The following is a 21,774-nucleotide window of genomic DNA, read 5'->3' as shown; positions in this document are numbered from 1 at the left end:
CGGGCGTTTTCGCATCAACGCAGCTCGATCCGGGCAAAGGCTTCCAGCACCAGTCTCTCGGATTGGTCCAGATACGCGGTCAGCCGGTCGGCCGCGCCTTGGGTATCCCCCGCCTGCAGCGCCGCCAGCAGATCGGCATTCGTGTCGATGAAACTGCCATGCAGTTCCTGCGGATCGTCGATCAGCCCGAAGGCCAACCGCAGCTCGGCCGTCAGTTGCGCGAAGAAGGATGTCAGGCGCGGGCTGTCGGCCAGTTCGACGATGGCGGCGTGAAATCGCATGTTGGCGCTGCCCACCCCCTGCCAATCCCCCCGGCCGCGCGCGTCTTGCGCCGCAGCCATCGCGGCGGCCATCGCGCCGATGGCCGGGTGCCGGGGGCGTGCATTGGCGATGGCCGGAACCTCGATCAGCCGCCGCACGCGATAGATGTCCAGCACCGCCGCCATGGAAGGCACCGCGACCGAGACGCCGCGATTGGGCAGATGCGTCAACAACCCTTCGCGCGTCAGCAGGCGGAACACCTCGCGCAGGGTGTTTCGCGACACGACCAGATCGGCGGCCAGCGCCGCTTCCGACAGGCGTTGGCCCGGACGCAGGATGCCCCCGGTGATCCGGTCGCGCAGCTCGGCGGCGATTCCCTCGGCAAGGCTGGCGGCGGGCGGGGTCTGGTTCATGTCTGTCATAAGATCCCGATCTTCGCCTGCGCGCGGCGCGACGGCAAGATGCCCGAACGATATGCCGAACTGGAATGCCCATCAGGCAGGCAAATGTCGGCGAATTATAGATGCATTGTTCAACAATATTGCCAGTCTTGTCCAAAAATTATTGACTGATCGCCCCCGTGTCATGGAACCTTCACCCCAAGAACGGATGGGAGAGTTTCATGACGACCAGCGCGCCGACAGCCGCGACAGCCACCTTGCGGGGTGGATTCCTTGCCGCGATCTTCCTCATGGCGACCTCGGCCATCGGGCCGGGCTTCATCACGCAGACCGCCAGCTTCACCGCGCAGATGGGGTCGGCTTTCGCCTTCGCGATCCTCGCATCCATCGTCATCGACTTCGTGGTGCAGCTGAACGTCTGGCGGATCACCGCGCTGACCGGCAAGCGCGCCTCCGAGACCGCGAATGCCGCGATCCCCGGTGCGGGATACCTGCTGTCGGCCCTGGTCGTGATCGGGGGGCTGGCCTTCAACATCGGCAATATCGCGGGCGGGGGCCTGGGGCTGAATGCGCTGCTGGGGCTGGACCCGAAGATCGGGGGCGCGATTTCCGCCGGGCTGGCCATCGCGATCTTCCTGTCGCATCGCGCGGGATTGCTGCTGGATCGGATGATCGTGGTCCTGGGCGTGGTGATGATCCTGCTGACCCTGTTCGTGGCCTTCCAGTCGAACCCGCCCGTGGGCGAGGCGCTGCGTCAGGCGGTGCTGCCCTCGCATATCGACTTTGCCGCGATCACCACCATCGTCGGTGGCACCGTGGGGGGATACATCACCTATTCCGGCGCACATCGGTTGCTGGACAAGGGGCTGACCGGCCCCGAGAACCTAGCCGCCGTGTCGCGCGCGGCGCTGACCGGCATCGTGATGACGGGCATCATGCGCTTCGTCCTGTTCTGCGGCATCCTCGGCGTCGTCGCGTCGGGGGTGACGCTGGACCTGTCGGGCCAGGCCGCGAACCCCGCAGCCCAGGCCTTCGCCGCAGCGGCAGGAGAGTTCGGGCTGAGGCTCTTCGGGCTCGTCCTCTGGGCGGCGGCGCTGACCTCGGTCATCGGCGCGGCCTATACCTCGGTCAGCTTCCTCGACGTGGCGGGCGTGCGCAGCGACGCGGCCCGGGGGCGCGCGACCGTGGGCTTCATCGCCTTCTCGCTGGCGATCTATCTGGGCCTGGGGACGGCTCCGGCGGCGATTCTGGTCTTCGTGGGCGGGTTCAACGGCCTTATCCTGCCGATCGGGCTGACGATCTTCACCTATGTCGGCTTCGCGCGGTCGGATCTGATGGGCGGACACCGTTACAACCGGCCGCTGCTGCTTGCCAGCGCCGTCATCTGTGCGCTGACATGGTATATGGGGGCGGCATCGGTCGGCACGATCTTCGCCTTCCTGGGACAGTAGGAAAGGGTATCCCCATGACGACGATCGACCTGAACAGCGATCTGGGCGAGGGCTATGGCGCCTGGACCATGGGCGACGACAGCGCCATGCTGGACATCGTCAGCAGTGCCAACATCGCCTGCGGCTTTCATGCGGGCGACCCGGCATCGCTGCTGGCGGTGCTGCGGATGGCCGCCGAACGCGGCGTGGCCGTGGGGGCGCATGTCAGCTATCCCGACCGGGTGGGCTTCGGACGGCGCGCGATGGATGTGGCGCCGGGTGACCTGACCGCCGATGTCATCTATCAGATCGGGGCGCTGCAGGGGCTGGCGCAGGCGGCGGGAACGCGCGTCGCCTATGTGAAGCCGCATGGCGCGCTCTATAACACCATCGCATCGGATGCGCGTCAGGGGGATGCGGTGATCGCGGGCATCCTGGCGGTCGGTCCGTCGCTGGTGCTGATGGGGCTGGCCGGGGCGCCGATCCTGGCCCGCGCCCGCGATGCCGGGCTGGCCACCGTGGCCGAGGCCTTCGCAGATCGCGCCTATACCCCCGGCGGTGCGCTGGTGTCGCGCCGCGATCCCGGCGCGGTGCTGCACGACCCCGATGCCGTGGCCGCGCGGATGCTGCATCTGGCGCGCACGGGCAGCATTCAGGCCATCGACGGCAGCATGCTGGAATTGCAGGCCGACAGCATCTGCGTGCATGGCGACAGCCCCGGCGCCGTCGCCATGGCCGCCCGCATCCGCGACCTGCTTCTGGCCGAGGGCGTGAACATCGCCCCCTTCGCGGGCGGCGCGGCATGAGCCTGCGTTTCCTGCCCATAGGCCCCCGCGCTTTCCTGATCGAGCTTGCCGATCTGGAGGCCACGCTGGCGCTGTTCGACGCGCTGGCCGCCGATCCGGTCCCGGGCGTGGCCGAGATCGTTCCCGCCGCCCGCAGCCTGATGATCCGCACCGCGCCCGGCACCCCTGCCGACGGGGCGCTGGCCCGACGCATCGCGCAGGCCGCGCCGCGTCCGGGCACGGCCCCCGCCCCCCGCGATGCCCGCCTGATCGAGATCCCCGTCACCTATGACGGCGAGGATCTGGACGAGGTCGCCCGCCTCATGGACCTGACCACGGCCGAGGTGATCGCCGCCCATCAGGCCGCGACCTGGCAGACGGCCTTTTGCGGTTTTGCGCCCGGCTTCGCCTATATGACCTGCGACGATCCGCGCTTCGACCTGCCGCGCCGCGCGGTACCGCGCACGCGGATCCCGGCGGGCTCGGTCGCGCTGGCCGGACGTTTCGGCGGGATCTATCCGCAGGCCAGCCCCGGCGGCTGGCAGCTGATCGGCCGGACCGAGCTGCCGATGTTCGACCTGACCCGCGATCCGCCCGCATTGCTGCAACCGGGCACCCGCGCGCGCTTCGTCGAAGGCCGTGCAAAGCCGCATCCCGTGACGGTGCCGACACCGGCGCCGGCCAAGGGGCTGCGGATCGAACGCACCGCCTTTCCGATCCTGTTGCAGGACGAAGGGCGCGCCGGTCAGGCCGCGCAGGGCGTCACGGAATCCGGCGCGTTGGACCTGGGCGCGATGCGCCGCGCGAACCGGGCCGTGGGGAACCCGCATGGCCATGCGGTTCTGGAAATCACGCTTGGGCCGGTCCACATGCTGGCCGAGGAAGCGCTAACCCTGGCCCTGACGGGTGCCGCGACGGCGCATGTCAACGACGCGCCGATCGCGCCCGGTGCGGCCTTCGCGATGGATGCGGGCGACCGGCTGCGGATCGACCCGCCCGCGCGCGGCATGCGCAGCTATCTGGCGCTGCGGGGCGGGTTCGATGTGGCCCCCGTGCTGGGATCGGCCTCGACCGACACCTTGTCGAATATCGGACCCGAGCCGCTGAAGGCGGGCGATGCGCTGACGCCCGCCCGATTGCCCGCCGACGCGACCGGGCTGCCCGAACCCGCGCCCGAACTGCCCGAAGTGGGCCAGACCGTCACCCTGCCCGTCACCCTGGGCCCGCGCACCGACTGGTTCACCGACGATCAGGTGCAATCCTTCCTGTCGCAGGACTGGCAGGTCACGCCGCAATCGTCGCGCGTGGGCATCCGGCTGCAGGGCGATGCGCTGACCCGCGACGGGGCCGAGCTGCCTTCCGAAGGCACGGCCATCGGCGCGATCCAGGTCCCGCATTCGGGCCAGCCGGTCCTGTTCCTTGCCGATCACCCGCTGACCGGCGGCTATCCCGTGATCGCGACGGTCCACCCTTCCGCACTGGACGATGCCGCCCAGATCCCGCCCGGCGCACGCATCCGCTTCGTCGCCCGCGACCCCTTTGCCCCGCTGACACTGGAGCCTTCCCATGACGCTGTTTCTTGACACGGGGCATTCGCCCATCACCCGCATCCTGATCGCCAACCGAGGAGAGATCGCGCTGCGCGTCATCCGCGCCTGCCGGGACGAGGGGATCGAATCCGTCGCCGTCTATGCCGACCCGGACCGCGACGCGCCCTTCGTGCGGCTGGCCGACCAGGCGCATGCGCTTGGCGGGGCGAAACCTGCCGACAGTTATCTGGACGGGGCGAAGATCATCGCGATCGCCCAGCGCACGGGCGCGCAGGCGATCCATCCCGGCTATGGCTTCCTGTCCGAGAACGCCGATTTCGCCCGTGCCGTGCAGGATGCCGGCCTGATCTGGATCGGCCCCGATCCCGCGGTGATCGAGGCCCTGGGCGACAAGATCCGCGCCCGAGAGATCGCCGAGGCCGTGGGCGCGCCGCTGGTCGCGGGCAGCCCCGGCCCCGTCAACAGCGGCGCCGAGGCGCTGGCCTTCGCCCAGGAACACGGCCTGCCGCTGGCGATCAAGGCGGCCCATGGCGGCGGCGGTCGCGGCATGAAGGTCGCCTGGTCCCTGCACGAGGTCGAGGAGCTGTTCGACAGCGCCACCCGCGAGGCCGTCACCGCCTTCGGTCGCGGCGAATGCTATGTCGAGCAGTTCCTCGACAAGCCCCGCCATATCGAGGCGCAGGTGCTGGCCGACCGCCACGGGCGGGTCAAGGTGCTGGGCACGCGCGACTGTTCGCTTCAGCGCCGCAACCAGAAGCTGGTCGAGGAAGCCCCCGCCCCCTTCCTGTCGGACGACCAGCGCGACCGTATCCATGCCTCGGCCCGCGCGATCTGCGCCCATGCGGGATATTCCGGCGCAGGCACGGTCGAGTTCCTGCTGTCGGCATCCGGGACCATCTCGTTCCTCGAGGTGAACACCCGCCTGCAGGTCGAACATCCCGTGACAGAGGAAACGACCGGCATCGACATCGTCCGCGCGATGATCCGCGTGGCCCAAGGTGCACGGCTGGCGGACGAGGATGTGCCCGCCCCCACCGGCCACGCGATCGAGTTCCGCATCAATGCCGAGGATCCGGCCCGCGGCTTCCTGCCCACCCCCGGCCCGATCGAGGTCTTCGCCGCCCCGGGCGGCATGGGCGTGCGGCTGGACAGCGGTGTCGAACAGGGTGGCACGGTGCCGGGTGCCTTCGATTCCATGATGGCCAAGCTGATCGTCACCGGCCCGGACCGCGCAACCGCGCTGGCCCGCGCCGCGCGCGCGCTGGCGGAATTCCGCATCGAAGGCGTCGCCTCGGTCCTGCCCTTCCACCGCGAAGTGCTGAAGGCCCCCGAGTTCCGCGCCGAGGATGGCGATTTCGGCGTCCATACCCGCTGGATCGAGACCGATTTTGCCGAACGGCTGGACGCGGCGCTGACGCCTGCACCGCGCGTCTCGCCCGACCTCGATCCCGTGATGCTGCGCCTGCCGATCGAGATCGACGGTCGGCGTCACATGATCGCGCTGCCGCAATCGCTTCTGGCGGGCATGGGCAGCGCCGCCCCCGTGGCCGAACAGCAGACCAACGACGAGGCGACGGTCCCCGCCCCCATCGCGGGCACCCTGTCGGCCTGGCAGGTCGAGGACGGGGCCGAGGTCCGGCAGGGCCAGGTCATCGCCGTGATCGAGGCCATGAAGATGGAGACCCGCATCGAGGCCCATCGCGACGGCCGGCTGACCCGCATCGCGACCGAGGGCGACACGCTGGCCCATGACGCGCCCGTGGCGCGGATCGAGGCCTGATCCGGCAATGCAACAGGGGCGGGCCCTGCACCAAGGGCAAGCCTTGCATCGGGGCGGTATCCGGCACAGCGTGACGCCGCCCCGTCCGGCAGAAAGGCCCCGCCCATGATGATCTTCTGGCGCAAGTCGCTGGTGATGTTCTCGGTCCCCAGGACCGGGACCCACAGCTATATCGACCATCTGCATCCCCATGCCGACATGGTCTTCCGCCATCCGACGACCATCAAGCACATGGGCCTGCGCCGATTCACGAAGAAGATCCTGCCGCTGCTGCCCGAGAACCGCGAGGGCCTCGATCATTTCGGCTTCGTGCGGCATCCGGCGGACTGGCTCTGGAGCTGGTATCGGTATCGCAGCCGCCCCGAGATCGCGGGCCGCCCCGGATCGACCGCCGATATCGGCTTTGCCACCTTCCTGCGCGAACACCTGTCCGCGGCCCCCCCGCCCCGCGCCGATGTCGGGCGGCAGAGCATCATGCTGACATCCCCCGAGCCCCCGTTCCGCGCAAACATCCTCTATCGTCACGAGAATCGGTCTGCCGCGGATGCCTTCCTGTGCGAGCGGCTGGGTGCGAGGGTCGCCCCGCCGCAGGATCTCAACCGTTCGCCCAGGCGCGAGAACCAGGTCACGCCCGCCGATATCCGGCTGCTGGAACGCGAACTCCCGCGCGAGTTCGAACTCTACGAGGCGGCTAGTTGAGCCGCGCCCCGGTTTACGCAGCGTCAGCCTGACGGGGACAGCCATCACCCGCTGGTATGCGGGACATTCTGGCGCTAGAAGCCCCGGACGCCCGGCGGGACCCTTCCCGCGGGGATGCGACAGGTGGCCGCATCGGAGGATCCAGCCGCCTTCCCGGTACGAACACGTCCCCGAAGCGCATCGCGCCGCCGATCGGGGCCGACAGAATTGAATGGACGAGATGGCAAAGACTTCAGTCGAAATGCGCCAGGCCATTGCTGGAATGGATGACGAGCAGCTTCCCGTGCCCCGGCACCGGCTTCACGGACCCGGACATTTCCTGGGCCTCTATGCGGCCGAGCATGTCGCGGCGACCGAATTCGTTATCGGGGCGGCCTTCGTGGCGCTTGGCGCGACGATCCACGACATCCTGATCGGGCTTCTGATCGGCAACCTGCTGGCCGTGCTCAGCTTCTGGCTGATCACCGCGCCGATCGCCGTCAAGACGCGCCTCAGCCTCTATACCTATCTCGAACAGAACATGGGCGAGATGTTCTCGAGGCTGTACAACGGCGCCAACGTGCTGATCTTCGTCGTGATCTCGGCCGCGATGATCACCGTGTCCGCCACGGCGCTGCAGCTGCTGTTCGACATTCCCCCGCAGATCCGACCCTGGCCCACCAGCCCCGCCTTCGTCGCGGTCGCCGCATCCGCCAGCGTCATCGCCGTTCTCGTGGCCTATTACGGCTTCAACGTCCTGAGCGAATTCGCCTCGATCTGCGCGCCCTGGCTGATGCTGATGTTCACCGCGGGCGGCATGGTGCTGATCCCCGCACTGAACGAATCGCTGACCGGGCACACCATGCTTGCCAGCTTCTCGGAGTTCTTCGAGCTTGCGGGCGCGACCGTCTTCACCGGCACCAATGCCGACGGCCAGCCGGGCATCGGCATCTGGGAGGTCATCGGCTTCGGCTGGGCCGCCAACACCTTCGCCCATTTCGGCCTGATCGACATGGCGCTGCTGCGCTATGCCCGCAAGAAACGCTATGGCCTGGCCACCGCCACCGGGATGATGTTCGGCCATTACGTGGCCTGGATCTCGGCCGCGATGATGGGCGCGGCCACCGCCAGCTTCATGCAGACCTCGATCGCGGTCGTGTCGCCCGGCGACGTGGCCTATCTGGCGCTTGGGGCCAGCGGCTTCGTGATCGTCATCGTGGCGGGCTGGACGACGGCCAACTCGAACCTCTATCGGGCAGGCCTGGCCGCGCAGGCAGTCTTTCCCAACACGTCGCGCACCAAGGTCACGCTGATCGTGGGGGCCGCCGTGGTCGTGGGCAGCTGTTTCCCGATCATCTATCGCAGCTTCCTGCCGCTTCTGACCTATGCCGGCCTTCTGCTGGTCCCGGTCGGCGGCATCGTCTTCGCCGAACAGCATCTGTTCCCGAAACTGGGCATGAAGACCTATTGGCACAAGCTGAGCGGGTCGCATCAGAACCTGCCGGCCATCGTCACCTGGGCCGTCGCGCTGGTCTTCGGCTTCGGCCTGAACCTGCTGCAGGTGATGCCGTTCTACTATCTCTTCGTGCCGACCTGGATGCTGTCGATCGCGACCTACACGCTGCTGGCGCGCCGCGCGGGCGCGAATGGCAGCTGGCCCCAGGCCGAGCGGGAACTGGACGAGCTGAACGCGGCCATCGCCGATCACCACCGCCATCTGGAAGCGACCGAAACGGTCGAGCATGTGCGCGACGGTTCCTTCGCGACCAAGGCGATCCGGGCAACCTGGATGATCGTGGGCCTGCTGGTTCCCGCGATCCTTGCCGCGCGGGTGCTGTTCGCCAGCCCCGATCTGGCAAGCTACCATGCCAACCGGGAACTGTTCTACGACCTGACGATCTGGTGCACGGCGGTCTATTTCCTGTTCGCATGGTGGGATCTGAAACGGTCCAAGTCGCGCACCCATGCGCCTGCGACGGCCAGCGTCGCCGCCGGCTGATCGCGACATCAGCAGTATCGAAACACCCCGGCAGACCATGCGGTCCGCCGGGGTTTTTCACATGTCGCCCAGAGGGCATGCCCGATCTTCGCAACTTGCGGATGTGGACGTTTGCGATGCCGCCATTTCAACGATAGCAATGACGCAAGCCTCGGGAAGAGGCGCGTTCCGCGACCGGCGGGGTTGCGGGCAATGGGGGGAAGAAATCGGCATGGGCAGGATGCGCGAAGTCGGCACGTTGTGGATCGGTGGCGCCCTGAGCTGGATGGAACAGCTCTGCCTCATGTCCTTCGTCGATGCCGGTCAGAAGATCACCCTGTTCCATTACGAGGATATCCCGAACGTCCCCGATGGGGTGATCTGTCGCGACGGGCGCGAGGTGATCGATACCGACGATTTCATCAAGTATGAACGCAAGAACAGCTATGCCCTGTTCGCGGACCTGTTCCGTCTGCACATGATCCGGTGCAATCCCGGGATGATCTGGGTGGATACGGATGTCTATTGCCAGAAGGTGATGGATTACGATGACGACCACGTCTTCGGCTTCGAACTGCCAGGTAGCGACAGGGTGAACAACGCGGTCCTCGGCATGCCTGCCGACAGCCCCGCCCTGGCGGCCATGATCGAATTCACGTCGGATCGGCACTCCATCGCGCCCTTCCTGTCCATGGCGGATCGCAAGGCCTATGCCGCGGCGCGCGATGCGGGCCGTCCGGTCCATGTCTGCCAGCAGCCCTGGGGCATCTGGGGCCCGACCATGCTGACCCATTACATCCGGGAATTCGGTCTGACGGATCGCGTGCAGCCCGTGGCCGCATTCTATCCGGTGACGTTCCGCGAATGCATGCTGTTCAACGGCCACGCCGAACGGGTCGAGGAACGCATCGCGCCGCGGACGACCGCGATGCATGTCTGGGCCTCGAACAAGAGGGAACTGGGCAAGCATCACCTCGGCCTGCCGCCGCCGGGGTCCTGGTGGCAAAAGGCGCTGGCAAAGCACGGGATCGAACCCGCACTGGCCCCGATCACGGGCCGCAACATCGCCAGTTTCGATACCGCCCTGCTGGAGCGGATCCCCGCGATCGAGGGCGCGGTCTGCGATATCAGCGGCGGGGCGCGTTCGCTGGTCATCTCGCTTCACATGCGCGACGGCTGCGAGGTCCGGCTGATCGACATGGACCGCGACGGCAGGTTCGGCCAGCGCCCCGACGCGATGGAGGATTACCGGGCGACGCTGGTGCGCAACGGCGTCGATCCGGATGCCATCCGCATCATCACCCGAGAGCAGGACCTTGCGCCGGCCGATGTGCTGCTGAACCTGCGCGGCTTCGGCGATCAGGCCAAGATCAAGCGCCTGACCCCGATCCTCGAACGCTGCCTGCATTCCGAAAGCCGCCTCTATTCCGACATCCGCAAGGGTTCGGGCGCCTTCCCCTTCTTCCACGCGCATGGCAACACCGAGATCCTGTCCGAACGCGAGAATGGCACCGTCCGGCGCGTCGTGATGCAGCCAGACCCGCCTGCGCCGCAATCCGACGGCAGCTGGGCCGAAATCGCCACCCAGCTTGCCGGCACGGACGGCTTCTTTCGCGAAGGACCGAAGGGGCACAGCTTCCTGCACGTCCCCCGCAATTCCGACGTCCTGGTGGTCACGTTCGACAATCTGGACATCGCGATGAACAAGCGCCCCGATCGGCGGCCATGGGGCCACGATTTCATCGAGAAGCAGGGCTGGTCCATGCTGGGCGTGCTGGCCGGGGGGTGGACCTGGTACCGCGAGCCCTGGGTGGCCGAGGAATTCGACCGCCTGCGCGACAGCGGCTTCTTCGCCCGATTCCGGCGGGTGGTCTTCTACGGCGCGTCGATGGGCGGCTATGCGGCTGCGGCCTTCAGTGCCGCCTGCCCCGGCGCCCATGTCGTCGCGATCAGCCCGCAATCCACGCTGGACCGCAGCCTTGTGCCCTGGGAAACGCGATACCGCACGGCCTGGGATCTGGATTATTCGGGGCCCTATGGCGATGCCGCGAAGGTCAGCGAAACGGCGGCGAAGGTCACGATCCTCTATGACCCCTACGAGCCGCTAGACAGCGGGCATGTCGGCCGCTTCACTAGCGACAACGTGGTGAAGCTGCGCTGTCCGCTGATGGGCCACCGGCTCGGATCGTCATTGTCGCAGATGGGCATCCTGACGCCGACGATCCTGCGCGCATTGTCCGGGGATCTGGACGAGGTCGAGTTTTATCGCACGCTCCGCGCCCGCCGCGATTTCCCGCGCTATCACAAGGAGCTGTTCAAGCGTGCCGTGGCGCGGGAACGCCCGGACCTTGCGCGCAGGGTCGGCAGATGGGTGCTGGCGCGCGGACCGAACCGGGCGGTCAGGCTGGGCATGAAAGCCCTTGGTGACGGGCGCGATACCTGACCCCCAGGGCGCGCATGGCCGGCGGGCAGTGCCCGGATTCTGACCTTGCATGCCGGACATGTCGCAAACCGCCGGGGCGCTGCCGTTCAATGGCTGGCCCGGGCCGGGATTCCGTGACCAGATGCAGGCCGGATCGCTTATCGCGGAAAGGCATGCGGAATGATCACCATCCTGTCGACGGTCTGGGCGCTGCTGCTAGGCATCGTGCTGCTGATGCTGGGCAACGGCATGCATTTCACGCTGGTGGGCCTGCGCGGCGGGATCGAGGGATTCTCCTCGGTCCAGCTGGCCGTCGTGACCTCGGGCTATTTCATGGGGTTCCTGTCGGGGGCGCGCTACACGCCCGTGATGATCCGCCGCGTCGGCCATGTCCGCGTCTTCGCCGCGCTCGGCAGCTTCATGTCGGCTGCCCTGATCGCGCTGCCGCTTCTGACCGAGCCCTGGGCATGGACCATGCTGCGCCTGCTGGTGGGCTTCTGCATGTCGGGCATCTATGTCGCGGCCGAAAGCTGGTTGAACGCGGCCTCGACGAACGAGACGCGCGGCAAGGTGCTGTCGGCCTACATGATCGCGCAGACCCTGGGGATCATCGGGGCGCAGGGCCTGCTGACGCTTGGCGATGCCGGCACGTCCGAGTTGTTCATCGGCGCCTCGATCCTCGTTTCGGTTTCCTTCGCGCCGATCCTGCTGTCGGTCACCCCCGCCCCCGTCGCCGAGATCACCAGACCGATGTCCATGGCGACGCTGTTGAAGGCCGCGCCCCTCAGCACGGTCGGGATCTTTCTGCTGGGTGCCGTCTATGCGACGCAATCGGGCATGGGCGCGGTCTTCGGGACGCAGATCGGGATGGGTTCGGGACAGATCTCGTTGTTCGTGGCCATGCTCTTCGCGGGCGCGTTGCTGCTGCAGGTTCCGATCGGCTGGTTGTCCGACAGGATGGACCGGCGCAGGCTCATCTTCGCGGCCTCGGCCATCGGTGCGGCCTGCTGCGCGGCGGGCAGCCTGGCGGGTTGGAACCTGATCGGGATGATGGCGGCCGCATTCTTCGCCGGCGGGGTGACCACGCCGCTCTATGCGCTGTTTCTGGCCTATACCAACGATGCCCTGCCGGTCGAGGACATGCCCGCCGCCTCGGGCGGGTTGGTCTTCACCTTCGGCCTCGGTGCGATCGCGGGCCCCCTGGTCGCGGGCTGGGCCATGCAGAGCTTCGGCCCCTTCGCCTTCTGGGCGGTTCTGGGGTCGCTTTTCGCGATGATCGCGGTCTATGCGCTGTATCGGATGACGCAGACCACGACCGTTCCGGTCGATCAGACCGAAAGCTATCTCGGGGTCCTTCCCACGACATCCCCCATCGCGGTCGAGGCCGCAGGCAACTGGTCGGCCGAGCAGGCGGCGAACGAGCGAGAGGGCTGAGGCCATAAGCCGCCCTGCCTTTCCTACCGGACTGCCCAATGCTGCGTGGAAGGCCCCGGGTCCAAGGCCCTGGGATCCGCCCTTGCCCATGGCCAGCACCTTCTGCGGCGCGATATGGAACGACCAGCCTATCACCCGATAAAAGCGGTGGGGTGGCCCCGCCGTTCCGTCCCGCAGGCCGGTCCGGCGGACAAGCTGTCTTCTGCGCGACGAAGCAGGTCGATCGCCTCAGTCGCGCCGGTTCGCCATGCCAAGCAGCCAGTCCCGGACGCGCAACGCGGCATCGGACGCGCCCTGACGCCGCGTCAGAAGGTGGAAGTCCAATCCACCGTCCAGCGCGCAGTTAAGCGGTTGCACAAGATGCCCGGCCTTCAGGTCCCGCTGAACGAGGAAACGGCTTGCCAGCGCGATACCCTGCCCTGCCAGGGCCGCGTCGATGGTCAGTGTCGTCTGGTTGAACCGAACTCCGCGCGACAGCTCGGTCCCATCCCCGAAGGCCGCCTCGATGAATCTTGGCCACAGATCGTGCGAATCGTGCAGCAGCACCATGCGCGACACATCCGCCGCGCCAAGCGGAAGGTCCCGACCGGCGATCAGGTTGGGCGAGCAGACCGCGACGACCTCTTGTGCAAACAGCAGATCGGCGCGCAGGCTCGCCCCGAAGGGCGGTCGTCCCTGCCGCACCGCAAGGTCGATCCCGTCGGCATGGAAGCTCGAGACACGCTCGGTCGCGGTGATGCGCAGGTCGATCCCGGGATGGGCCTCGGTGAACTCTGCAAGTCGCGGGATGAGCCATTTCGACGCGAAGGTGGGGGTCACGCTGATCGTCACCCGCGATGGTGCCGCCCGAAGTGCCGCCGTCGCCTCCGACAGCTGCAAGAAAGCCCGCGAAACCGCCGCGTGATAAGCGCGCCCCTCCTCGGTGAAGGTCAGCCCGCGCGGCTCTCTCAGGAACAGGCGCAGGCCAAGATGATCCTCGAGCCCCCGGACCTGCTGGGCCACCGCCCCTTGGGTCACGCCGAGGTCTTCGGCCGCCGCGCGGAAGTTCAGATGCCTGCCTGCCGCCGCGAATGCCCGAAGGCCGTTCAGGGGAGGCAAGCCGATATCATTCGACACGATAGATTTCCTACACTCTCGTAACAGCCCGGCTGGTTGGTCAGATGACCCTATCCCCCTTATCTGCAGGATGACAGAGGCAGACGGCATCTTGGGCCGGGTAAGGAGCGCAGGATCATGGAGACAGAAAAAGTGGCCCTGGTCACGGCAGGAGGCAGCGGGATGGGCGCCGGTGCCGCGAAACGCCTGGCCTCCGACGGCTTCAAGATCGGCATCCTGTCTTCCTCGGGCAAGGGGAAGGCGCTTGCCGAAGGTCTCGGTGGCTTCGGCGTCACCGGATCGAACCGGTCGATCGAGGATCTTGCGCGCCTCGTGAACGGGGCGGTGGACCGGTGGGGCCGCATCGATGTCCTGGTGAACTCTGCCGGGCATGGACCCAATGGCGACATCATCGAGATCACCGATAATGACTGGCATGCAGGACTGGATGTCTATCTTCTGAACGTGATCCGTCCCACCCGCCTCGTGACCCCGATCATGGCGGCGCAGGGTGGCGGGGCGATCATCAACATTTCGACCTTCGCAGCCTTCGAGCCCGACCCGCTCTTTCCGGTTTCGGGGATCTTCCGCGCCGGGCTTGCCGGTTTCGCCAAGCTTTTTGCCGACAAGCATGCCGCGCAGAACATCCGCATGAACAATGTCCTGCCGGGCTTCATCGACAGCCTGCCAGAAACCGAGGAACGCCGAACGCGCATCCCGATGGGCCGATACGGCAGGGAGGAAGAGGTCTCCTCGCTTATCGGATGGCTTGCATCGGAAGGCGGCAGCTATGTCACCGGGCAGAACTGGCGGATCGACGGAGGACTGACCCATGGCGTCTGATGCAACGACCATCGGCGGGCACGGCCGGACGGCGTTCGTGGTGAAATGGGTGGCCTCGATCATCCAGATTCTCGGCTATGCCGGAACCGGTTTCGGCTGGACGCCCTGGAACCTCTATCTGTTCCTCGTCGGCGTTCTGGGATGGCTGATCGTCGGCATCCTCTGGAACGACAGGGCGATCATGCTGATACATCTCGTCGCTCTGGGTTCCATGCTGGCGGGGATGGCTGCTCAGTGACCTGACAGATCTTACACCTCAGGCTCACGGCGGCCCCTCCATCACAGCCAAGGAGGACGCCCTAGTTCGGTGCGAGCATTAAACGCAGCAGGCCTGTGGCCCTGCGGCGGGGGCCAGCGTGACCTGGAGACGACGGTCCCCGCATTGGTCGAGCCCCGGTCGGCAGGTTCGACCACGCAGCACCGACAGGGTCACCGAGCCGCAATGCGGAGAATCTCTGCCGATCGTCCATTCACACCCTGCCGGACACATCTCATTCGGCATCCGCGGCCAGATGTCAGCGAGCGGTTTCAGTTCGGTGATCACCCGGACTGCCCGCTCGTTTCGCCACCCAGGACATTTCGGCGCGACGGATGTTCAGCCAAGAAGAGCGCTGAAGAATCGCCCGAGATACATCGAGATGACGGAAAGGCAGAACCGAGCCGGCATCTGGATGGTCTTACCGCCTCCTTGCCTAAATAGGTGATAAACGCAATTCATTTATATTATCAAATTAATTGATGCGCACATAATATATTCAAGAATCTAATTAATGACCGGAAATAATTAATATGTTATATTCCAGTGGTAACTTCGTAAAATAGGTGCCCCATGTTTTCCTTATCCAAAATCGCCCTTGCCGGCATGCTTGCGATCATTCTGTCTGATGCGACCCTGCAGGGTCCCGATGCCCCCGTCGCTGTCGGACCGTGCAACCCTGAAGCCAAGACCTGCCTCTGAGGTGCGGGCATGAGTTTTGCCAGTCTGACCGTCGTGCTTGCTGGTGCGATCGTGCTTGCGGCCGAGGCGATCCAGCAGTTTCGAAAGCCCTCGCAGCACGTGTCCACCGATCGGTTCTCGATCCTGCGCGGCGTTCAGATCGATTCGATCTCGACCCTGGGCGAACGAGCCCGGGGCGCCACGCTGTATGTCCTGATCTATCTGGTGCTGTATGCGGTCCTGATCGGTTCGGATGAGCTGTATCGGATCTTTTCCGATGCATCCGGCGACCGGGTCGGCCCGAGCGGCATCGACTTTCTTGCGGACGACCCCGGGAATGGACAGGGACTGGCCGTCGACAAGGATCTGGCCCGACCCTTCTATATCGCGACGGCAATCATGGTCGCGATGGTATCGGGCATCCTGGCCCCGGTGGAACGTGCGATCCGCAATGTCGCGCACAGGGCGGCCAATATTCCCAACGGTGTCTTCCGCATCGTGGACGGGCTGGAAACCTTCGACCTTGGCAATCCGGATGTGCAGGCGGCGCTTGAACAAGAAGGCGGGCAACTGGTCGCCCTGCTCGATCTCAAGATCCCGAAGGGCGACAAGTGGCACCTGCCGGACACCGCGCGCGAGGATCTGCGCAGCTATCTGGCCCAGATCGACCTGCTGCTGCCCACTGTGACGGGGGCCGCGCGCAACCGGCTGTTCAGCACATCGTCCACCGCCTCGATGGGCGATCTGCGCAATGCGCTGAGCAAGAGCTATGCCACCTTGCGCCAGGACCTGACGGCATGGGAGGGCAGCGGCCTGGAACAGCAGACGCTGTTCTACGATCACGCACGCGATTTGCGCGACAATGTGCTGGCCCTTTTCGCGGTCCAGTTCATCCGCAACGGGCGCAACTTTTCGACCCTGTCGGAAACCTCGACGCGGCCGCGCGACAGGTTGCTGCGCCAGATCAACGACCGTCTGCGCCACGAGACCGAGGCGAACATGGATGCCGTCGTGGGTGCCACCCTGGCCTGTGCCGTCGGCACCTTCGTGGCGGTCGGACTGCTCTATGTGATCTATGTCCTGATCGCGCCGCCGGCTTCGCTGGATGGCATGCGCTTTTCGACCGATATCATCGCGACGATCGCCGGCGACTCTGCCAGCTTCGCCCTGACCGCGCCGGCGATGTGCTTTGTCAGCAGTGCCCTTGCGCTGCTGATCCGTGACATCCGGCGGGAACAGGGCAAATGGCGGAAATGGTCGCTCTCCTCTCCTCCCTATGCGCGGTTGCTGACGACCTCCATCGTGCCGGGGCTTCTGGGGATGGCGGCCGTGGGTGCAATCATGGTGATCTGGGAATGGGGGGCGGGACGCATCACCACGCAGGCGCAGCTGGCCTATTTCCTGCAAGGCATGGCGCTGTATCTCGTGTTCTTCATTCCCTTGGCGACGCTGGTGTCGATCGGTGTCCTGATGGCGACCGATCAGCATGACGAACTGGCCGCACGCATGACGCTGCGATCGACCCTGATGGTTGCGATCCCCGCCTTCGTCGTCGCGTTGAGCTGCGTCGTCTTCGCGGTCCCGAATTTCAGCACCGGGACCAGCCCGTTCATGCGCAGCCTGTGGACCCTGCGCGAGACCCTGTTCCTTCTGGCACCGATGACGATCTTTCTGGCCGCCTATGCCCTGCTGCTCGAACTGTCCGAGAACCCGGACGCAACACAGGAGGTGCAGGTGACATGATCAGAGCCGCAGCAATCCTGATCGCCACGGCATCCCTTGCGACCGCGCAGCCCGATCAGGCGCCCGCGCAGGCCGACAGCAGCACCGAGCTGGTCATTGCCGTGCGGGCCGATGCGCCGCCCTTTTCCTACCGGCCGGGCGATACGCTGCTGCCGCCCGGGACCAGCAGCGGTCGGCTGGCCGGCCAGGGCTATGCCGGGTACATGGTCTATATCTGCGATCGCGTCCTCGATGAGATGGAAGAACGCGGCAGCCTTGCAGGCCTGGACATCCGCATCGTTGAGATAACCGCCGCAAACCGCTTTGAAAAGCTGCGCGCCCAAGGGGTCGACGATGCGGTGGACGTGTTGTGCGACCCGGCGACCGTCACGCGCGACCGGGTCCGGGAATTCACGGCCTCGCTGCCGCTCTACATGTCCGGCATCGGTTTTGCCGCGCAGCCGCGCGAGGAGATCCGGCAATCGCCCTGCCCGCCCCAGATCGGGCTGGTCAAGAGCACCACCGCCTTCGATCAGGGGCTGATGCGGATTCTCGATGGCAACGAATGGAAGAACTATCGCGAGGGGCTTCTGAAATACATGCACAACCCGACAGGCTGGATGGCGTCGAACCCGACCTGCGGCCTGACGGCCCAGCCCGAACCGGCGTCGGCGCCCGAAGGATCGGACGACCTTGGGGCCATCGATGCACCGCCCCAGCCGAGAAGCCCGCCCATCATGGATTTCGACGACCACCAACAGGTCGCCGAGGCCTTCTGTGCGGGTCGGCTGCAGTATTACGTCGGGGATCTGGAAATCGTGAACCGGGCCCTGAAGCTGTTCGGCACCTGCGACTTCCGTCCCGCTGCCACGACCTACAGCGATGATCGCTATGTGATCTTCATGCGAAATCCCGATGATGCCGAACCTGTCAAGGCACAGCTTCTCATGCGGTTTTCGCGCACATTGTCCGAGCTGGTGCTGACCCGGCCTTCGCTGCTGGATGCCGCATTCGAGGCGAATTTCGAGGGCTATCAACCAAGCGACAAGCTGCGGCTGTTCTTCTGGAGCATCTACGGCCCCTGAACGGCCATCCTCTTCAAGGCAGGCCGTCAGTGGTCAGCTGCGGCCCTGTCGGCAAGATCCTGGCCGGACCTTGATACGGTCACCCCATTCGCCGAGTTCCCCTGCGATTCGGCACGGCACAAGGCCGGGTCTGACGCCTTCCGATCAGCGGCCGCAGGGGTTGCAACCGCTCTGCGCCGCTCGGTTTCTGCCGTATGGTCGCGAAATCAGCCGGCAACGGCGCGAAATGGGCCCGTCGCACGGATCTGCGCGGCAAGCTTTCCTGTCGGAACGTCGGGTCCGCCGCATCGTCAGGCACGATGATCCCTGACCTGCCCCTGCATTCAAGCCGGCTCGGGATTACCAGTCGCCAGCTGGTTTCAGGGCGGCGCTCCTCGAGCGGCCTCCGCTTGGCGAACGGGGAACGCGGCGTGACGTCATTGCAGTAGGGCCAAAGAGCGATTTCACGGGGCTTATCAGCCAAGGCATCGAAAGATCTGCAGCTCGTCGCGCCGTGGTCGTCGAACGCTTCGATGAAAGAATTCTGCAGCGGTTTGTCCGAGGCGATGCGGCGCCTAGCAACGCCGTTTTCCGGCCCGTTTCAGGACGATCCGCCAGCTGGGCCGGGCGCAGGCGTCGCCGAAGATGTAGGCGGTTGCCTTGGACCTTGGCGACATTCAGATCGTGCGCGACCCTTCGGCCCGAAATGCCGATGACGGGCGGGCGCTTGGGCCGCATCGTCTTCCGACCGACACCGATGGGAACGCAGGCCCCGCACTGTCAGATGTCGAAGGCCCCCGGGGGCAGGACGGTCGCCCTGGACGAACAGGTCCGGAAATGCGAACGGGCACCCCGAAGGGTGCCCGCATGCCGATCATCGCTGCGGACGCATCAGCGCTTGGACTTGGGCGTCCAGTCGAATTTCTGCATCGGCGCATCGACCGGGGTCTGGGCCACGTGGTTGGTGAAGTTGCTCATCACTTTCTGGGCCATGCCCAGGATGATGTCCAACACGTGGCGCTGTTCATAGCCTGCGTCGAAGAAGGCCTGCATTTGCGCGTCGGTCGGGTTACCGCGGGTGTCCAGCATGATCAGGACGAAATCACGCAGAGCTTCCAGCTTGGCGTTCGGCAGCGGCGTCTCGTCGCGCAGCGCGTTCGAGATGTCGTCGCTGACGCCCATCGCCTTGGCGATGCCGGTATGGGCCGGAACGCAGTAATGGCATTCGTGATAGACGTTGATCGTCTGCCACACGACGGTCTTCTCATCGGCGTCGAAGGCCGTTTCCTCGGCGAACAGGCGGTGCAGAACCTGATAGCCGTCCAGCAGGGCGGGCGAACCGGCCATCACCGCGTGCAGGCCCGGCAGGCGACCGAATGCCTTCTTGGACTTCTCGATCAGCGGCAGGGCGGCTTCGGGGGCGGTGTTCTCGTCGAAACGCTCGAACTTGGTCATGGCGATAATCCTTGCTGTCATTCGCTTGCCGACAACAGATGGCAATTCTTGAGCGCTCACTCAAGGGGCAATTTGAGCAAACGCTCAAATTTTTTCCGACCCCCTTCATTTTATGCGCGAGCGGGCGTATCTAGTGACGATGGCACGCATGGCTTCATATGATCGGGATACGGCGCTGGACGCGGCCATGGGTCTGTTCTGGGCCCAAGGCTATCATGCGACCTCGCTCAAGGATCTGGAACATGCGCTGCAGATGCGCCCGGGATCCATCTATGCCGCCTTCCACAGCAAGGAGGCGCTGTTCCGCGCCACCATCGATCGCTATGCCGCGCGCATGGCCCATGATCTGGAAACGCTGATCGCGGATGCCCCCTCGCCCATCGCTGCGCTGCAGGCGCATCTGCTGGGCCTGGCCGATCTTGCCCCATGCGACAAACCCTCGACCGCCTGCATGCTGGTGAAATCCCTTCTCGAAGTTTCCGCGGGGGACGAACTGCGCAGGGCGATCATGGACCAGCTGGACCGGATCGAGGCGCTTCTGACGCAGGCAGTGACCCGAGCGGCCCAGTTGGGCGAGATCCCGCGGGACAGCGATGCGGGACGCATCGCCCGACGGTTGCAGACCTACATCTTCGGACTGAAGATCCAGGCGCAGCGCGAAAGCGACCCCGAACGCATGCACAGCCTTTGTGCGGACCTCGCGGACGAGATCGGCCGCCTGACGGTGACGCCCGCGCATCGAGGCCACGCCTGATCCCCACGCATGATGGGCGGTTGTCCCCGCCGGCCCCACGGGCCAGTGTGGCGGCATGCCATATTTGCCCGGTGAACCCCGTCAGTTGCACAACCTTGGATAGCCGATGAAGACCGTTGTCACGACCATGCGCAACGAGGCGCCGTTCATTCTGGAATGGGTCGCCTATCACCGGCTCATCGGTTTCGACAACATTCTGGTCTACAGCAACGATTGCGACGACGGCACGGATGCCATGCTGGACCGGCTTCAGGAGCTTGGTTACCTGGCCCATCTGCGCAACCCGCGTCGCGGCAAGAAGCCCGTCCAATGGACGGCGCTGAAGCGGGCCGAGAACCACCCCTATGTGAAGCATTCCGAATGGCTCTATGTTGCCGATTGCGACGAGTTCCTGAACATCCATACCGGGACCGGCAGGTTGGACGACCTGATCGGCGCCTGCCCATCGGCAGACGGTTTCCTGCTGTCATGGCGAATGTTCGGAAGCGGCGGAGCCGTGGAGTTCGAGGACGTTCCGGTGACGCGCCAGTTCACGCGCTGCGCGCCCGAGGCCCTGGTCTGGCCGTGGCGTGCGGTGCAGTTCAAGGCGTTCTATCGAAACGATCCGGACCGGCTTCGGCTGGGGGTGCACAAGCCGCAATCGCGGTCATCCGCCACCGACGAGACGGGGCTGCGATGGCACGACGACAACGGGGACCGCCTTTCGCGCGTGATGGGAACGGTGGTTCCGAAGACGGGTCCGCGATACGGTTTGGCGCAGATCAACCACTATCCGCTCGGTTCACTGGAGAGCTTCATCGTCAAGGCCGATCGTGGCAAGCCGAACCACCTGGATCAGGGCATCGGGCTGGACTACTGGATGGACCGGGATCTGAACGAGGTGCCGGACAGCTCGATCGGGCGGCACGATGCCGCGCTTGGCACGTTGATCGAGATGTTCATGCGCGACGAGATCCTGGCGGGACTTCACCTTGCGGGCGTTGCCTGGCGGCGTCGGCGTTTCGAGGAGCTGATCCTTCGATCGGAGCCGTTCTATCTCTACAGCCGCGTGCTTCGGCATCTTCGGGGGTCGCAATTCGACATGGACACGCAGGTCCGTCTGCTGAATGCGCTGTTCCGGATGCGTCGCAACGAGACCTTGCTGCGCGGCGGGGCGTGACCATCGTCACCTTGCGTTTCCACGGT

At 65.7% G+C, this 21,774-nt stretch carries 17 protein-coding genes; 14 read left to right on the top strand and 3 right to left on the bottom strand.

Annotated features, from left to right (window positions below; all coding sequences use genetic code 11):
- Positions 1-14 precede the first annotated feature (14 nt).
- Positions 15-674 (bottom strand): GntR family transcriptional regulator, encoded by a 660-nt coding sequence (locus tag KO490_RS00605; RefSeq protein WP_216017467.1) that lies wholly within the window; start codon positions 672-674, stop codon positions 15-17.
- Positions 675-883: 209 nt separating this feature from the next.
- On the opposite strand from KO490_RS00605, the gene KO490_RS00600 reads away from it, so the two are divergent.
- From KO490_RS00600 to KO490_RS00565, 8 genes are all read left to right on the top strand, one after another.
- Positions 884-2,113: an NRAMP family divalent metal transporter gene (locus KO490_RS00600; RefSeq protein ID WP_216017466.1), complete on the top strand. Its 1,230-nt coding sequence runs from the start codon at positions 884-886 to the stop codon at positions 2,111-2,113.
- Between the two features lie 14 nt (positions 2,114-2,127).
- Positions 2,128-2,898: a LamB/YcsF family protein gene (locus KO490_RS00595; RefSeq protein WP_216017465.1), complete on the top strand. Its 771-nt coding sequence runs from the start codon at positions 2,128-2,130 to the stop codon at positions 2,896-2,898.
- The gene (locus KO490_RS00590; protein ID WP_216017464.1) at positions 2,895-4,460 is read left to right on the top strand and encodes an urea amidolyase family protein; all 1,566 of its coding nucleotides are present in this window, start codon (positions 2,895-2,897) and stop codon (positions 4,458-4,460) included. Before KO490_RS00595 ends, KO490_RS00590 begins: the two co-directional genes overlap by 4 nt.
- Positions 4,444-6,207: a biotin carboxylase N-terminal domain-containing protein gene (locus KO490_RS00585; RefSeq protein ID WP_216017463.1), complete on the top strand. Its 1,764-nt coding sequence runs from the start codon at positions 4,444-4,446 to the stop codon at positions 6,205-6,207. Before KO490_RS00590 ends, KO490_RS00585 begins: the two co-directional genes overlap by 17 nt.
- 105 nt (positions 6,208-6,312) lie before the next feature.
- Complete coding sequence (locus KO490_RS00580; protein WP_216017462.1) at positions 6,313-6,906, top strand: hypothetical protein; 594 nt, start codon at positions 6,313-6,315, stop codon at positions 6,904-6,906.
- Positions 6,907-7,126: 220 nt separating this feature from the next.
- Complete coding sequence (locus KO490_RS00575) at positions 7,127-8,884, top strand: cytosine permease (RefSeq protein WP_216017461.1); 1,758 nt, start codon at positions 7,127-7,129, stop codon at positions 8,882-8,884.
- A gap of 211 nt (positions 8,885-9,095) precedes the next feature.
- Positions 9,096-11,306 carry a hypothetical protein gene (locus KO490_RS00570; RefSeq protein WP_216017460.1) on the top strand — a complete coding sequence of 737 codons (2,211 nt, stop codon included), beginning with the start codon at positions 9,096-9,098 and terminating at the stop codon, positions 11,304-11,306.
- A gap of 159 nt (positions 11,307-11,465) precedes the next feature.
- Entirely contained in the window at positions 11,466-12,719 is a 1,254-nt protein-coding gene (locus tag KO490_RS00565) for an MFS transporter (protein ID WP_216017459.1), read from the top strand.
- A gap of 228 nt (positions 12,720-12,947) precedes the next feature.
- Here the strand turns inward: KO490_RS00565 and KO490_RS00560 are convergent, their stop codons facing one another.
- Entirely contained in the window at positions 12,948-13,817 is an 870-nt protein-coding gene (locus KO490_RS00560; protein ID WP_252726922.1) for a LysR substrate-binding domain-containing protein, read from the bottom strand.
- A 135-nt stretch (positions 13,818-13,952) separates the two neighbouring features.
- On the opposite strand from KO490_RS00560, the gene KO490_RS00555 reads away from it, so the two are divergent.
- The 4 genes from KO490_RS00555 (at position 13,953) to KO490_RS00540 (ending at position 18,401) form a co-directional block, all read left to right on the top strand.
- Complete coding sequence (locus tag KO490_RS00555) at positions 13,953-14,657, top strand: SDR family oxidoreductase (RefSeq protein ID WP_216017457.1); 705 nt, start codon at positions 13,953-13,955, stop codon at positions 14,655-14,657.
- A complete protein-coding gene (locus tag KO490_RS00550; protein ID WP_216017456.1) occupies positions 14,647-14,895 on the top strand; it encodes a DUF6552 family protein in 249 nt (82 codons plus the stop codon). The genes KO490_RS00555 and KO490_RS00550 overlap by 11 nt, the downstream gene beginning before the upstream one ends.
- Positions 14,896-15,624: 729 nt before the next feature.
- A complete protein-coding gene (locus KO490_RS00545) occupies positions 15,625-17,337 on the top strand; it encodes a hypothetical protein (protein ID WP_216017455.1) in 1,713 nt (570 codons plus the stop codon).
- Complete coding sequence (locus KO490_RS00540) at positions 17,334-18,401, top strand: hypothetical protein (protein WP_216017454.1); 1,068 nt, start codon at positions 17,334-17,336, stop codon at positions 18,399-18,401. Before KO490_RS00545 ends, KO490_RS00540 begins: the two co-directional genes overlap by 4 nt.
- Before the next feature lie 870 nt (positions 18,402-19,271).
- Here the strand turns inward: KO490_RS00540 and KO490_RS00535 are convergent.
- Positions 19,272-19,835, bottom strand: coding sequence for a carboxymuconolactone decarboxylase family protein (locus KO490_RS00535; protein WP_216017453.1), 564 nt, complete (start codon positions 19,833-19,835; stop codon positions 19,272-19,274).
- 148 nt (positions 19,836-19,983) lie between these two features.
- On the opposite strand from KO490_RS00535, the gene KO490_RS00530 reads away from it, so the two are divergent.
- Both KO490_RS00530 and KO490_RS00525 read left to right on the top strand, forming a co-directional pair.
- Positions 19,984-20,589 carry a TetR/AcrR family transcriptional regulator gene (locus KO490_RS00530; protein ID WP_252726921.1) on the top strand — a complete coding sequence of 202 codons (606 nt, stop codon included), beginning with the start codon at positions 19,984-19,986 and terminating at the stop codon, positions 20,587-20,589.
- Between the two features lie 106 nt (positions 20,590-20,695).
- Positions 20,696-21,748, top strand: a complete 1,053-nt coding sequence (locus KO490_RS00525; RefSeq protein WP_216017451.1) for a glycosyltransferase family 2 protein — start codon at positions 20,696-20,698, stop codon at positions 21,746-21,748.
- Positions 21,749-21,774 lie beyond the last annotated feature (26 nt).

Origin of the sequence: Paracoccus sp. C2R09 (genome assembly GCF_018860625.1) — a bacterium.
Lineage (GTDB): Bacteria > Pseudomonadota > Alphaproteobacteria > Rhodobacterales > Rhodobacteraceae > Paracoccus.
Note: the sequence above shows the minus strand (reverse complement) of the source record. Positions and strands in the feature narration are given on the sequence as shown.